Genomic DNA, 13,859 nt, shown 5'->3' on the forward strand with positions numbered 1-13,859 from the left:
TTGGCGCTTCGTGCCCAAGCACATAGGCAAACGCATTACGTCGCGTTTCTTGTCGCAGGTTGAGCTGACCTCGCAGCCAGATCATGCGCTGATCGACGTCATCACGATTCCGCGCACGCAGAGCACCAGCCCGTGGAAGCAACTGGCGCGCCGAGTTATCTGGGCTATGGGGCTGATGGTCTTTGTCACCATCATTGTCTTTTTCGACGGCGATGGCTACAGCGAAGACCTGTCCTTCCTCGATGCCGCCTACTATTCAGCGGTGTCGTTGACCACTGTGGGCTATGGCGATATCGTCCCCGTCACCCCCACCGCGCGCTTCATCAACCTCGTTATCGTTACCCCGGCCCGCCTGCTCTTCCTTGTTTTGTTGGTCGGTGCTACCTTGTCGGTTCTGACGGATCGAGCCCGCCGCACCTTTGAAATCCAGAATTGGAGAAAGCAATTGCGTAACCACACCGTTGTCATCGGCTATGGCACCAAGGGCGCCGGTGCGGTCGCCGCGCTCATGGCCGATGACGTTCCCGCATCCCAAATCGTGGTCGTAGACAATAACCGTGCGGCCCTAGCCAGCGCCGAGCATCACGGCCTCGTCACCATTTACGGCTCCGGAACTAAGCAGGACGTTTTGCGCATCGCCGGTGCGCAGCACGCCTCTTCCGTGGTGGTGACGCCGTCCACGGACGATACCGCGGTGCTGTGTACCTTGTCCGTGCGCGAGCTCAACCCCAAGGCCAAGGTGGTCGCTTCCGTGCGCGAATCCGAAAACCGCCACCTTCTCCTGCAGTCCGGTGCCGACTCGGTGGTTACCTCCGCGGAGACTGCCGGCCGCCTTTTGGGGCTTGCCACCGTGACGCCGACGGTGGTGGAGATGATGGAGGATCTCCTCTCTCCGAATGAGGGCTTCTCCGTGGCTGAGCGCGCGGTACGCGAATTCGAGGTGGGCTCCAACCCGCGTCACCTCGCGGACATCGTCTTGGCAGTCCTGCGTAATAACGAGCTGCACCGCGTCGACACGGCAGATGCCTACGCGCTCAAGCCCGGTGACCGCCTGCTCTACATCAAGCACGAGATGCAGCAAGCCGCGGAAGATACCGATGAAGACGAGGACGAAGGCAACTAATGTTCCTGCCCGTCACCGAAGCCGGCCGCGTTCCGGTAACGCCACAAGGGCAACCTGTTTACCTGGCTGAGCCGGCGGGAGATATCGTGGTGACAGCCGGGTCCATCCACGCTTTCCTCGTGGACACTGAGTCCGCCGAGCGGCTCGGGACGTTGCGCGATGCCACCTTCTTCAACGGGCAGCGCGATATCCTCAAAGCACTGCACCTGATTCGTAACCGTCGTGAAGCGCGCTTTGATCCGCGAACTGGACGTGAGCTGTCCTATCCTGCCCCGGGGGCCGTGGGCCACGATGGCGAGCGCCTCGTTTTCCCGCGCCTCGATCCGGCCGTCATCGGCATCATCCGCCACCCAGAAACGGACCGTATTCTTCTGGCTCGCAACCGGCACCGTTCAGGGTTCTTTTCACTCATCGCCGGCTATGTTGATCCCGGCGAAACCCTCGAAGAAGCGATGATCCGCGAGGCACTTGAGGAAACCGGCCGTCGCGTTGAGTCAGTTTCCTATTGGGGCTCGCAACCCTGGCCACCGAGTGGTTCGCTGATGGTGGGCTTTTCCGCGGTCACGGAGGATGTCCGGCCCGTGTGCGATACTGACGGGGAGCTCGCGGAGGTGCGGTGGGTGTCCCGCGCTGAGCTGCCAGAACTGACCATTGCCCGCAAGGGCTCAATTGCACACACGATGATTATGGAGTGGTTCCACGGTGATGAGACCGGATCTGTCCCTGCTCGATGAAGACCAGCGGGCCGCAGCCACGGCGCCGCGCGGTCCGGTCTGCATCCTGGCGGGTGCCGGTACGGGAAAAACACGCACGATTACCTATCGCATCGCCCACATGGTGGACCAGGGCTTTGTCAACCCACAACGCGTTCTGGCCGTCACGTTTACTACTCGTGCCGCAAGCGAAATGCGCGAGCGTCTCAATCACATGGGCGTCGGGGGAGTACAGGCCCAAACCTTCCACGCCGCGGCGCGCCGCCAGCTGAAGTACTTTTGGCCGCAGGTTGCGGGGGATCTGCCCTGGCAGCTCATCGACAACAAGTTCAGCCTGGTCGGCCGCGCGGTGCGCTCGCTTGGCTTGGACAACAACAAGGACACCATCCGTGACTTCCTGGGGGAAATCGAGTGGGCAAAGTCCTCGCTGATCAGCCCCGAGGGCTATCCCGGCATCATCGAATCCACGGACCGCGAGGCACCGGGGGACCCAGCCAAGGTGGCGGAGGTCTTCCGTCGCTATGAGGACATGAAGGCCACCCCGGATCTCATGTACCTCGATTTCGATGATTTGCTCATGCACATCGCCGGTGCCATCGAGAACGTTCCTTCGGTGGCGGAGGTATTCCGCGAGCAGTACCGGACCTTCGTGGTGGATGAGTACCAGGACGTCACGCCGCTGCAACAACGCGTCTTAGAAGCCTGGTTGGGAGAGCGCGATGATCTGACGGTTGTGGGCGATGCTAACCAGACCATTTATTCCTTCAACGGGGCTTCACCGGAGTACTTGCTGAATTTTTCCCGTACCTATCCGCAGGCCACTGTGGTGAAGCTGCAGCGAGACTACCGCTCCACCCCGCAGGTGACGGACTTGGCCAACGACGTTATCTCAAAGGCTTCGGGCCGCGCTGCGGGAACCCGTCTGGAGCTGCAGGGTATGCGCGAGCCCGGCCCCGAGCCCACGTTTAAGGCCTATGAGTCTGAGGAGATTGAGGCCAAGGAGGTCGCGGGCCAGGTTCTGACCTTGCTCAACCAGGGAGTTAAGGCCTCGGAGATTGCGATCCTCTACCGCATCAACGCGCAGTCGGAGCAGTTTGAGCAGGCGCTTGCCGACGCCGGAGTGGTCTACCAGGTCCGCGGCGGCGAAGGCTTCTTCCGCCGCCCAGAGATCTTGGAGGCCATCCGCGTGCTCATCGCCGCCACGCGCCGCGATGATCTGCCGAACGATCCGGTGGCCGTGGCGCGCGCGGCCTTCGTGGAGCTGGGACTGTCCGCCACGGAGCCGCAGGGCGCGCAGGCCCGTGAGCGCTGGCAGTCGCTCACCGCACTGGTGGATCTCATCGCACAAATCGTGGAGGACCACGAGGGCATCGATCTTCCCGGCGTGCTCGGTGAGCTACACCGCCGTTCCGAAAACAAGCACAACCCCACGATGGAGGGCGTCACCTTGGCCACCATCCACGCAGCCAAGGGCTTGGAGTGGGATGCGGTCTTCCTCGTTGGTCTCACCGAAAAACTGCTACCCATCAACCACGCCATCAAGGCCGGCGATGAGCACGTGGAGGAGGAGCGCCGGCTGTTTTATGTCGGCATTACTCGTGCGCGCGAGCACCTAGCTTTGTCGTGGGCTCTGGCAAAGACCACCGGCTCGCGGGCTTCGCGTGAGCGCACTCGTTTCTTGGATGGCGTGGTGCCAGGAATCGAAGAAAGCCAATCCTCCAACCGCCGCTATCGCCCGCGCCGCTGCCGGGTGTGCTCGGGCCAGCTCAGCAGCCCAGCGGAAAAGGTCTTAGGCCGCCACGAGTGGTGTGAATACGAGGGCGATGAGGATGTCTTCAACGCACTGCGCGCGTGGCGCGCGTCCGTGGCGAAGGACTCTCAGGTACCTGCTTATGTCGTGTTCTCCGACGCCACCCTGCAAGCGATCTCGGAGGCGCTTCCCACAAACGAAGCGGAGCTGCTCGATATCTCCGGGGTGGGCCCTTCCAAACTGGAGCGCTATGGCGCGGAAGTGCTGCAGATCATCGCGTCTGCCCGCGCTTAAACACCGGCGCAATACGCGCAGCGCGGGTGTTCAATGAGCAGGCGGCGTTGCTCCATGCCGTAGAGGTCTATCTCCGTGAGCTCACCAGCTAGCGGTTTACCGCCGGGTGCCCCAGGTGGGGCGGGTCTTCCCAAGAGCCGGCGAATGGTCACCACCGCATGCATCACTATCGCCGTGCGCACGATGGGATCACCCGGTGGCTCCACCGCCGCGGCGCGGTGAGCCACCTCGTGCCACTGCTCGTCAGCTTCGATGCGGTGCAGGTGCGCGCACATCGGACAGGGACCGGCTCCAGCTACGCGGACCGGTCCGATGATGCCGCGGGCATCGAGCATGGACACTGGCAGCCAGGTCGCTGGGGAATTACTCAGTGCCTGTGCCCATTCCGTGGCGCCATCCAACATATCGACGGCCACGATAGGCAGGTGCCCGGCCACGTTCGCGATGTACTCGGCGGGGGTTTCGCTGTGGAGAGGGGAACGGGGTTGGAAGGAATCGCTAAGCAGGACGTCGCGCAGCTCATTGGCCAGGGCCGAGGTTCCCAAAACCGCCACGCGCTGGGGACGGGGAGCCGGCCACAGAACGCGGTAGCTAATCAGATCATCGACCAGACTGCGAGCAGCGGAGGCGCTAACGCCTGTGTTCTCGATGGACTTTTCAATGGTCTGCCGGGTCAGCGGAGTGCGCAGCCGGTTGAGCAGCCCCGCCAGCTGCGGGTGGGCTTCGAAGACCCCAACGCGCGTGGCATCCATCCCACACTGGAGGATTCCAGGCTCGCGTTCAATGACCACGGTTTCTGGCGCCAACATGTACGTCTTAGCATTCATGTTTTCCTCCCCGTTCTTTAACCCACCCCAGTTGTGTTTAGCCACCATTGCACCACAGGTAGAATGCCCTGTCATGTCGAGCAATCCCGAGGTACGCGTCATCCGCTCCGCCCGGCGCCGCCGCACTGTCCAAGCCCGCGTCGTTGATGGCGTCGTGGAGGTGCGCATCCCCGCCTGGATGTCGGCGGCGGAGGAGCGCGAAGCAGTGGATGGCATCGTGGCGAAGGTCCGCAAGAAGCACAGTTCTTCGCAGCTTTCCGACGACTCCCTGACCGCCCGCGCCCGCACTCTAAATGCTCGTTTCCTAGAGGGCCGCGCCACGGTGGGATCCATCCGGTGGGTGAGTAACCAAAAATCCCGCTGGGGTAGTTGCACTACCTCAACGGGAGATATTCGGATTTCTGACCGGCTGCAGGATGTTCCCGACTACGTCCTCGACGCTGTCATTATCCACGAGCTAACGCACACCTTCATCCCGGGCCATGGCCCGGAATTTTGGGAGTGGGCCGATCGAGCCCCCAAAGCCGAGCGCGCGAAGGGATACCTCGAGGCCTACCAGCGCTTCCGCTAGTTCTCGTCTTCCGGCTTGTCCTTTTTGTTTTCTTTATCCTCGCCGGCGTCCGTGTTCTTGTCCTCGTCAGCGGTATCGCTGGCGCTGGCGTCCTGCTGGCGGAGCATCTCCTCCAGCTTGGAAAACTCTTCTTCAAAGCCCTCGTCGGGGGTGTCATCGAGCAATCCGTCGATGAAGGAAGCCGGGTTCTCCAGGTGCTCTGCGGTAGGCAGCAGGTCCGGGTGGTCCCAGGCGGAGTCACGCTTATCGGCGCCCACTGCGACGGTGGCGCGGCGCCACAGCTCAGCTGCCGCCTCTACCTTCGGCGCGTTTAGCTCAATGCCAACGACCTGGGAGAAGGCCTTTTCTGCGGAACCACCGGTGGAGCGGCGGTGAGCCCACGCCTCATTCATCGCCTTCGTGGACGGGATGCGCTCACCCAGGGCCTCGGTCACTACGTGCTCGACCCAGCCCTCGACGAGCGCCAGGAGAGTCTCCAAGCGGGAAGCCGCGCCCGCATTGCGGGAGGTGATCCGCGGGGACAGGTCCATGCCCTGCAGCTTGTTCATCGCATCCTGGATGGCCTGCGGGTCACCGGACTCCAGGTTGAGCTCGCGTGTGGCTTCCTCGATGTGAGAAGTGTCGATGACCAAGCCCATGGCGTATTCCTCCACGGAGGAGACGAGGCGCTCAACCAACCACGGCACATGCTTGAACAGGCGCTGGCGGGCAGCCTCGCGGGCGCCGATATAGACCAACACTTCTTGGCCCGGAACATTGAGATCGCGTGCGATGGCCTGAATATTGTGTGGCAAGAGTGCGGTGGTGCCCGCGGGGGAAACCGGCAAGCCGAAGTCAGAACCGGTGAGCGCCTGCGCGGCCAAGTCACCCAGGGCATGGCCCAGCTTCATGCCGAAATTCATGCCGGACATCGAGTTCATCATCGAGGTCATCGGCCCCATCATCTCGCGAGCTTCTTCCGGCAGGGATTCCAGCTGCGCGGAGTTCATGTGCTCCGCCACCGGGGTGACCATGCGCTGCCACATCGGCAGAGTCTCATCCAACCATTGCGCAGAATTCCACGCGGTCACGGTGCCGGATGCGGTGGGCAGAATCGTGGCATCATCCAGCCACAGTTCCGCCAACCGCACGGCTTCCTGCACTGCAGTGCGGTCTTTATCATTGATCTCTTTATCGCCGGAGATCTGCTGGTGCGCGATGCGCTTGGCCAGGTCATAGTTGACCGGGCCGGCACCCTCCGGGGAATTCATGGAAGAACCCATACCGGAGAGCATCTGGCCAAACTGATTCAACAAGTCTCCTAGGCCACCGTTGCCCGCGCTGAAGCCGAAGGCGCCGAACGGGTTCTGGTCGCGACGATCGTTATCATCGTCATCGTCGTTATTGGGGAAGGAAAAACCGAATCCGTTGCTCATGGGGCCTAATCTACTAGGTTTCCTAGCGCGGATTCTAGGACCACGGCAACGCTGAGAGCGAACAAGCATCACGAGGCTGTAGGCTGATCCTCCGTGAAATCTTCGCAGAACCCCCGATCCCGCCGCCTGTCCACCCTGACGTGGGGAGCCATTCCGGTGGTGTTGACGGGAGCCCTGCTCAGCGTCGACCACATCCCCGGCACCGACATCACCCTGTCGGTGCCGTACGCCGCCGAAGGACCAGGCCCTACCGTGGACACATTGGGTGAAGTGGAAGGGGAGCCGGTGGTCAACGTCGAGGCCCCGGAAACGTTCCAGCCGCAGGGGCATCTCAACATGACGACGGTCTCTGTTCGCACCAACATGACGTTGGCTCAAGCTTTGGGGCGGTGGCTTTTCACCGATGACACCATCGTCCCCATCGGCAGCGTCATCCCGCAAGGCAAGACGGATGAGGAAGTTCAGGAAGCCAATCAACAGGCTTTTACCCAGTCTGAGTCGGCGGCTACCGTCGCCGCCATGGACTACCTGCACAAGCCCGTGCGTATCGAGGTAGCACAGGTGCTTGAGGACAGCCCCGCTGCGGGCGCGCTTGACGACGCCGACATCATCACCGCCGTCAACGGCGACAAGGTCACGGAGCCTGGCCAGGTACAGGAGAAGATCCGCGCTCTTAAGCCCGGCGATGAGGTGAAGCTGGGGATTATTCGCAAGGGCGAGGAAAAGACAGTCTCGGTGACCCTCGGTGCACACCCAGAGCACGACGACGTAGCTTTGCTAGGTATCCTCATGACCTCAGTGCCCACCGAAGACATCACCGTGGATTACAACCTACAGGACATCGGTGGGCCGTCGGCCGGAATGATGTTTACGTTGGCGGTGATTGACAAATTGTCTGATGAGGATCTCACCGGCGGCCGGTTTGTTGCCGGCACGGGCACCATCGGTGAGGACGGCGAGGTTGGCCCCATCGGTGGCATCGTCCACAAGGTGCACGCCGCGCAGGAAGCGGGCGCCGAGCTCTTCCTCGCACCTGCAGATAATTGCGCGGAGGCGGTCAGCCGTGGCACCGGCGACATGGTGGTGGCCAAGGTCCACACGCTGGATGACGCCATCACGGCCATGCACGACTTTGCGGAGGGCAAGCCCGTCGAGACCTGCGAAGGCTAGACCTAAAGGAATTTGCAGCCCTTAGACCAGGCCGAGCTCCTTGAGGCGCTTTTCCGGATCGTCCTGGTCCGTGGAGATCATCTGCTGCATGATGAGGCCTTCGTCGTTGTCCACGACGGTGAGGATGGCCGTATTACCCAGCATGGACCAGCCCACCACGCGGTTGCCGCTGTCCTCGATGACACGGGAGCTGCGCAGCTCGGTGAGAACTTGAGTGGTCTGGGAAGCCTTGGTCTTGGACTTGAAGAACTGGAACTGTCCCACCTCGGAACCGGAGCAGTTGAAGGAATCCGTCACGCCGTTGGGATCGCAGCGGTCGAATTGAGCGAAGATCTCCTCTGGGACGAGGCCGCCAAAGATCTCATAAGCCTGCTCCACAGAGTCGGTGAACTTGCCGCTGGGCTCAGCGGACTCGCTGGCGTCCTTGTCTTTGTCCTTCCGAGCAGCGGAGCTTCCTGCTGTCGAGGATTCATCTTCTGCTTCCGAGCTGTCTGCAGACTCGGACGCAGCGGGAGTGGTCGTCTCGGATTCCTCGGCGGAGGTGGCCGGGGCCGGCACGCTGGTCTTCTCCGCGGCGGTGGTTGCTTCGCTCGCAGGTGCCGGCTCAGGGGAGGGCGCATCGTCCTTCCCACATGCGGTGAGCAGGCAGCCGGTGGCAAGCACGGCCGAAGCTGCGGCGGTGAAGCGGGATGTCAAGCGCACGAGAGACTCCTCTATCAATTGCGTGCCCAGCCCGGAGAGCTGAGCACTAATGGCCACTGCATTCTGAGTTTAGTCGATTAGAGTATCTCTTCCGGATCCTGCTCCAACCCGTAGCGTAGGGCAGCGATGACCCCCGGTGCCACATTCGGACCACCGCGCAGCTGAATATCATCTTCCGCGAAGGGGCCGGCCTCAGCGAGTTCCTCCTCGGTCGGACGCAATTGCAGCAGGGTGAGCTCGGCGCCGTTCTCGTCGAGCTCCTCGGCATCGACTGTGGAGCTTCCGTCCATGGCGGTAGCTCGCAGGACTCCTGAGAAGAGGCGGGCGGGGCGGGCGTCGCCAAGCGCGGCGTCCGAGGTGTCCTTAAACATGATCTCCTGGGCCAGGATGACGCCGGCGATCTCCTGTGGCCAGGCCAGGCGCGAGACGTAGTCCGCGAGGTGCTCCGATCCCGGTTCGATGCCTTCCGGCAACTCTTGCACCACGAGGGTGAGGGGAGAGGAGTCGTCCACGTCCCCAAGCTGGGCGGCCACCAGCTCAGTGGGGACGAGAGCAAAAAGGGTAGGAGGTGCATCCCAACCCTCGGCGTGGATGAAGTCCACGGCTTCGCGCATGGCCTTGTTGAGCGCGCGGTGTACAGCGGGCTGGGAGGAAGGTTGGGAACTCATAAGCGTCCTTGTTCGTTGACGGTCATAGTGCTTCTCTAGACTAGAAGCTTGATACCTCTATATTCGCACGACACTTGATTGGAGCTGGAGTTGGCTTCCGGACTCAACCGACCCACCGCCCCGATGAAACGTCCGCCCAAATTTCTCTCGTGGGTTGTCGCCATCATCGCGGTCCTCTTGTTCATTGGCCCCATGTTGGTGGGCTTCTATACAGATTGGAAGTGGTTCGGCGCGATTGAGTACCGCGGGGTCTTCACCAAGACCTTGATCACGCGCATCGTCCTCTTCATCCTCTTCGGCCTCGTAGCAGCGGCTATTACGTACGTTGCGGGCCTGATTGTGTGGCGGGGGCGCGGGGACTCGATGGACATGGCGGACTTCAATTCCCCGGTTTATCAATATCGCAAATCCATTGAGAGCACGATGAGGGTCTTCCTCAAGGTCATCCCGGTCCTCGTTGGCGTCGTCTCGGGCCTGCTGGGGCAAGCAAACTGGCGGACCATCATGCTCTTCCTCAACTCCCACGATTTTGGGGTGACGGATCCGCAGTTCAACCACGACCTCGGCTTCTACGCCTTCAGCCTGCCGGTGTGGACGATGTTGGTCAGCGCTGGCTCCATGCTGGTCGCCGTGTGCTTCCTCATCGCACTCGTGGGGCATTACATTCTCGGCGGTATCCGCCTGGGCAACCGCGCTGCGGGTGTGCGTGGTTCGCTATCGAAGTCGGCGCGTACTCAACTTGCCGTGACCGCCGGCCTGTGGATGCTGCTGCAGGTGGCTGGTTACTGGTTGGGCCGCTACCAGCTGCTCTACACCGAGCACTCGCTGTTTACGGGTGGTTCCTACACGGATATCAACGCCTACCTGCCGGCGAAGATCATTCTCATGATCATCGGCGTGTTCGTGGCCGTGGCAATTTTCTCGGCGGTCGTGATCAAGGACCTGCGCATCCCGGGCCTCGCTGTGGTGCTCATGGTGCTGTCCTCCTTGGTTATTGGTCAGGGCTGGCCTCTCATTATGGAGCGCTTCTCCGTTAACCCGAACCGCCAGGCTAAAGAGGCGGAGTCCATCTCTCGCAACATTGAGTCCACCCGTTTTGCTTATGGCCTCACCGATGACAAGGTGACCTACGAGGAGAACTGGGGTGCTGACGACGTCTCCGATGACAAGGTCGCCTCCGATGATTCCACCATTTCCAACCTGCGCCTGCTGGACCCGGACATTTTGGCGCCGACGTTTACCCAGATGCAGCAGCTGAAGAACTTCTACGGCTTCCCGGAGACGCTGGCGATGGATCGCTACGAGATCGACGGCGAGCTGCGTGACTTCGTGGTCGCTGCCCGCGAGCTGGATCCGAATGAGCTGCAGGAGAACCAGCAGAACTGGATCAACCGCCATACCGTGTACACCCACGGCAATGGCTTTATTGCCGCGCAGGCCAACACCGTCGATGAGGTGGCTCGTGATGCCGGTTCCGCCCGTGGTGGTTTCCCCATCTTCACGGTGGCGGACCTGCAGACCCAGGCGGGCAAGGACGCCGAAGGCGAGGGTGAGACCAAGAACGCTGAAGAATCCCTCGGTATCAAGGTGGACCAGCCGCGAACCTACTTCGGCCCGGTTATCGCCAGCGCCCAGGACGGGATGGACTACGCCATCGTGGGCAAGACCGGTGATGAGGACGTCGAATATGACACCGATACCTCCACCTACACCTATGACGGCAAGGGTGGCGTCGACATCGGCAACATTGTTGACCGCACTGCCTTTGCGCTGAAGTACCAGGAACTCAACTTCCTGCTGTCGGACCGTGTGGGGCCGGAGTCCAAGCTGCTCTATGACCGCGACCCGCGCGAGCGCGTGGAGAAGGTCGCCCCGTGGCTGACCACGGATTCCTCCACCTACCCGGCGGTTATCGACGGCCGCGTCAAGTGGATCGTGGACGGATACACCACGCTGGATTCCTTGCCGTACTCGCAGCGCACCTCCCTGACGGAGACCACTCAGGACACGCAGAACCCGACGGGCACGACGCAGCGCTTGGTCAACGACCAGGTGGGCTACATTCGTAACTCGGTCAAGGCGACTGTCGACGCCTACGATGGCACCGTCGAACTCTATGAGTTCGACACCGAAGACCCCGTGCTCAAGGCGTGGGAGGGTGTGTTCCCGGGCGTCGTCAAGCCAGAGTCGGAGATCTCCGACGAACTGCGCCAGCACCTGCGCTACCCGGAGGACATGTTCAAGGTGCAGCGCAATCTGCTGGCCAAGTACCACGTGGATGACCCGGGCGTCTTCTTCAACAACGATGCCTTCTGGTCCGTGCCGGAGGACCCCACCGCCGGTGAATCTCAGGGACTGAACCAGCCGCCGTACTACGTGTTGGCAGCCGACCCGGAGACCAAGAAGCCGAGCTTCCAGCTCATCACCTCCTACCGTGGCCTGAACCGTCAGTTCCTCTCCGCACACATGGCGGTGTCCTCGGACCCGGACAATTACGGCAACATCACCGTGCGCGTGCTGCCGACGAATACCCAGACCCAGGGCCCGAAGCAGGCACAGGACGCGATGATGTCTTCCGACCAGGTGGCGCGTGACCGCACGCTGTGGCAGGGGTCGAATGACCTGAAGAACGGTAACCTCTTGGCGCTGCCGGTGGGGGATGGGGAGATCCTCTACCTCGAGCCGATTTACTCGCAGCGCAAGGGTCAAGAGTCCGCGTTCCCGAAGCTGCTGCGCGTGCTGGTCTCCTACAAGGGCCGTGTGGGCTATGCCCCGACCATCGGTGAGGCCCTAGAGCAGGTCGGCATTGACCCGAAGGCCGCCCAGGACATCACCGAAATTGAGGGTGACTCCGGCAAGCAGACGGAGAAGGATGAGCAATCCACCGATGGCGAGAAGAAGGATACAGAGGACGCTAAGGACTCCGACGCTTCCGCACCGGCCTCCGCTCCGAAGGCATCGAGTGAAGGCGAAGCTATCGACGCCATCAACAAGGCTCTCGATGGCGTCGACAAGGCAAAGAACGGTTCCTTTGAGGAGTACGGCAAGGCCTTGGACGAGTTGGATAAGGCAGTGGAGGAGTACCGCTCGCTGCAGTCTCAGTAGTAGCTCCACGTAGTCCAGAGAAATGGCGCCTGCCCAGGGGATTTGGGTAGGCGCCATGGCGTCTGTATAGTTACATGAGTCGCCGGCACACGGGGTAACAATCCTAGTGATTAACCACAGTGTGCTGAAGCGCTTGATGTTCGGAAGTACATCTCGACGCGGGGTGGAGCAGCTCGGTAGCTCGCTGGGCTCATAACCCAGAGGTCGTAGGTTCGAATCCTGCCCCCGCTACCAACTTCCAAACCCCCACCAGCCCTTTCGGCTGGTGGGGGGCTTTGCTTTGCTGTCCTCGGGGCGGCCAGGGGTAAGGGGTTAAGGGTTCGTGTGGATTTGCAGCGTGTCCCTTAAGCCCTTAAGCCGGATTTTCAGGGGCGGGGGTAGAAATTCGCTCGTGGGGGTGGAACGTACTGCGGAAGAAGGTAAGTGCTTGCGAGTCACCACAATTGCAACAAAGGTAGCCTAATTGCGAAAGAGTATGGAAGGGCCTTTTAAAAAGGGGGAATCACACTGTTGTGGCACACAGCAGGCAATCAACATGTCAGATACTGGGATCTGACCGAGGGGATTGAAAGGTTGCCGTACTAGGTCATAGACATTCCTCCATCAAAATTATATGCATTCAACAATAATTATAAATAGCGGAATCTCATCATGGGGTTGCCCGCAAATCGTGGACACGTAGTGGAGCTACCTAGTGGTTAGGCAGCTATTTCTTTTCTGCTGATGGTTGAACCTGTGTGGTTCTCGAAGTCGACGGGGCTAACCATCCCCAGTGCGGAGTGCCGGCGCCGACGGTTGTAGACGACTTCAATCCAGTAGGCAACGGCCTTGCGTGCGGCATCACGGGTCGCCCAGCGCTTGCGGTCGTAGAACTTAAGTTTTAAGCGTCGACCAGAACGACTCGGCCATCGCGTTATCGAAGCACACACCAGTACGCCCCACGGACTGAGCAATGCCCAGGCTGCGGCAGACCTCCCAGAGCTTCTCACTGGTAAATTGTGTTCCACGGTCAGCGTGAAACACCAGGCCTTCAGGAACGTCTCCACGCAGTGTATGTGCCATCCGCAGGGCCCGTTCGACCAGGTAGGTATCTTGAACGCTATCCATAGCCCAGCCTAATACCCTGCGGGAATGGCCATCGCGGACCGCGCACAAGTACAACCAGCCTTCACCGGTGCGCAGGTAGGTAATATCCGACATCCACATTCGGTTGAGCTCACCGGTATCAAACATGCGCTTGACTAGGTCAGGAAGCGTGGATTTACGCTTGGCTTGGATTGTTGTCACTGGGACAAAGGCACGCGGTGAAATCCCTTCAATGCCCATCACACGCATCCGCTTAGCCACAGTCTTGTGATTCAAGGTGATCTGGTAGCGCTCGGCAAGTTCTGCGGTAATTGTTGCGACCGGCTATTTGGTAGCAGTGTCGTGACTATCTGGTAGCGCTTCAGTGAGTATCTGGTAGCAGCTCGCGGCGCTCGGGGTGATACTTCCGGTAGCCGCACCACTCGGGTGCGGCGC

At 61.1% G+C, this 13,859-nt stretch carries 10 protein-coding genes, 1 tRNA gene and 1 pseudogene; 7 read left to right on the top strand and 5 right to left on the bottom strand.

Features of this window, described 5'->3' with window-relative positions:
* Positions 1–10 precede the first annotated feature (10 nt).
* The 3 genes from M5J06_RS09705 to M5J06_RS09715 are packed head-to-tail and all read left to right on the top strand — an operon-like array spanning position 11 to position 3,880.
* The gene (locus M5J06_RS09705; protein ID WP_250224536.1) at positions 11–1,123 is read left to right on the top strand and encodes a potassium channel family protein; all 1,113 of its coding nucleotides are present in this window, start codon (positions 11–13) and stop codon (positions 1,121–1,123) included.
* Positions 1,123–1,857 (top strand): NAD(+) diphosphatase, encoded by a 735-nt coding sequence (locus tag M5J06_RS09710; RefSeq protein WP_250224537.1) that lies wholly within the window; start codon positions 1,123–1,125, stop codon positions 1,855–1,857. Before M5J06_RS09705 ends, M5J06_RS09710 begins: the two co-directional genes overlap by 1 nt.
* Complete coding sequence (locus M5J06_RS09715; RefSeq protein ID WP_367615200.1) at positions 1,826–3,880, top strand: ATP-dependent DNA helicase UvrD2; 2,055 nt, start codon at positions 1,826–1,828, stop codon at positions 3,878–3,880. The genes M5J06_RS09710 and M5J06_RS09715 overlap by 32 nt, the downstream gene beginning before the upstream one ends.
* On the opposite strand, the gene M5J06_RS09720 is transcribed toward M5J06_RS09715, so the two are convergent.
* Positions 3,877–4,707 carry a TOMM precursor leader peptide-binding protein gene (locus tag M5J06_RS09720; protein WP_070564942.1) on the bottom strand — a complete coding sequence of 277 codons (831 nt, stop codon included), beginning with the start codon at positions 4,705–4,707 and terminating at the stop codon, positions 3,877–3,879. The genes M5J06_RS09715 and M5J06_RS09720 overlap by 4 nt on opposite strands.
* A gap of 73 nt (positions 4,708–4,780) precedes the next feature.
* Here M5J06_RS09720 and M5J06_RS09725 point away from each other — a divergent pair, with 73 nt between their 5' ends.
* Complete coding sequence (locus M5J06_RS09725; protein ID WP_101735979.1) at positions 4,781–5,278, top strand: M48 metallopeptidase family protein; 498 nt, start codon at positions 4,781–4,783, stop codon at positions 5,276–5,278.
* Here the strand turns inward: M5J06_RS09725 and M5J06_RS09730 are convergent.
* Entirely contained in the window at positions 5,275–6,693 is a 1,419-nt protein-coding gene (locus M5J06_RS09730) for a zinc-dependent metalloprotease (protein WP_144014372.1), read from the bottom strand. The genes M5J06_RS09725 and M5J06_RS09730 overlap by 4 nt on opposite strands.
* A gap of 93 nt (positions 6,694–6,786) precedes the next feature.
* On the opposite strand from M5J06_RS09730, the gene M5J06_RS09735 reads away from it, so the two are divergent.
* Positions 6,787–7,863: a YlbL family protein gene (locus M5J06_RS09735; RefSeq protein ID WP_250224538.1), complete on the top strand. Its 1,077-nt coding sequence runs from the start codon at positions 6,787–6,789 to the stop codon at positions 7,861–7,863.
* A gap of 21 nt (positions 7,864–7,884) precedes the next feature.
* Here M5J06_RS09735 and M5J06_RS09740 read toward each other — a convergent pair whose 3' ends face one another.
* Together M5J06_RS09740 and M5J06_RS09745 are read right to left on the bottom strand one after the other, a co-directional pair.
* Positions 7,885–8,565, bottom strand: a complete 681-nt coding sequence (locus M5J06_RS09740; protein WP_250224539.1) for a beta-N-acetylglucosaminidase — start codon at positions 8,563–8,565, stop codon at positions 7,885–7,887.
* Positions 8,566–8,642: 77 nt separating this feature from the next.
* Complete coding sequence (locus M5J06_RS09745; RefSeq protein ID WP_250224540.1) at positions 8,643–9,233, bottom strand: PPA1309 family protein; 591 nt, start codon at positions 9,231–9,233, stop codon at positions 8,643–8,645.
* A 123-nt stretch (positions 9,234–9,356) separates the two neighbouring features.
* Between M5J06_RS09745 and M5J06_RS09750 the strand changes: the two genes are divergently transcribed.
* Both M5J06_RS09750 and M5J06_RS09755 read left to right on the top strand, forming a co-directional pair.
* Positions 9,357–12,338: a UPF0182 family protein gene (locus M5J06_RS09750; RefSeq protein WP_250224541.1), complete on the top strand. Its 2,982-nt coding sequence runs from the start codon at positions 9,357–9,359 to the stop codon at positions 12,336–12,338.
* Positions 12,339–12,495: 157 nt separating this feature from the next.
* A tRNA-Met gene (locus M5J06_RS09755) sits at positions 12,496–12,572 on the top strand.
* 509 nt (positions 12,573–13,081) lie between these two features.
* Here M5J06_RS09755 and M5J06_RS09760 read toward each other — a convergent pair.
* Positions 13,082–13,736: pseudogene (locus M5J06_RS09760) on the bottom strand (IS3 family transposase); the annotation flags it as partial.
* Positions 13,737–13,859: the final 123 nt, after the last annotated feature.

The organism is Corynebacterium intestinale, from assembly GCF_023574125.1.
GTDB lineage: Bacteria > Actinomycetota > Actinomycetes > Mycobacteriales > Mycobacteriaceae > Corynebacterium > Corynebacterium hesseae.

What these genes read in the sequence shown, in the direction of transcription:
- M5J06_RS09745 (WP_250224540.1), bottom strand. Translation starts at nt 9,233, where the DNA reads ATGAGTTCCCAACCTTCCTCCCAGCCCGCTGTACACCGCGCGCTCAAC.
- M5J06_RS09725 (WP_101735979.1), top strand. Translation starts at nt 4,781, where the DNA reads ATGTCGAGCAATCCCGAGGTACGCGTCATCCGCTCCGCCCGGCGCCGC.
- M5J06_RS09730 (WP_144014372.1), bottom strand. Translation starts at nt 6,693, where the DNA reads ATGAGCAACGGATTCGGTTTTTCCTTCCCCAATAACGACGATGACGAT.
- M5J06_RS09720 (WP_070564942.1), bottom strand. Translation starts at nt 4,707, where the DNA reads ATGAATGCTAAGACGTACATGTTGGCGCCAGAAACCGTGGTCATTGAA.
- M5J06_RS09710 (WP_250224537.1), top strand. Translation starts at nt 1,123, where the DNA reads ATGTTCCTGCCCGTCACCGAAGCCGGCCGCGTTCCGGTAACGCCACAA.
- M5J06_RS09750 (WP_250224541.1), top strand. Translation starts at nt 9,357, where the DNA reads ATGAAACGTCCGCCCAAATTTCTCTCGTGGGTTGTCGCCATCATCGCG.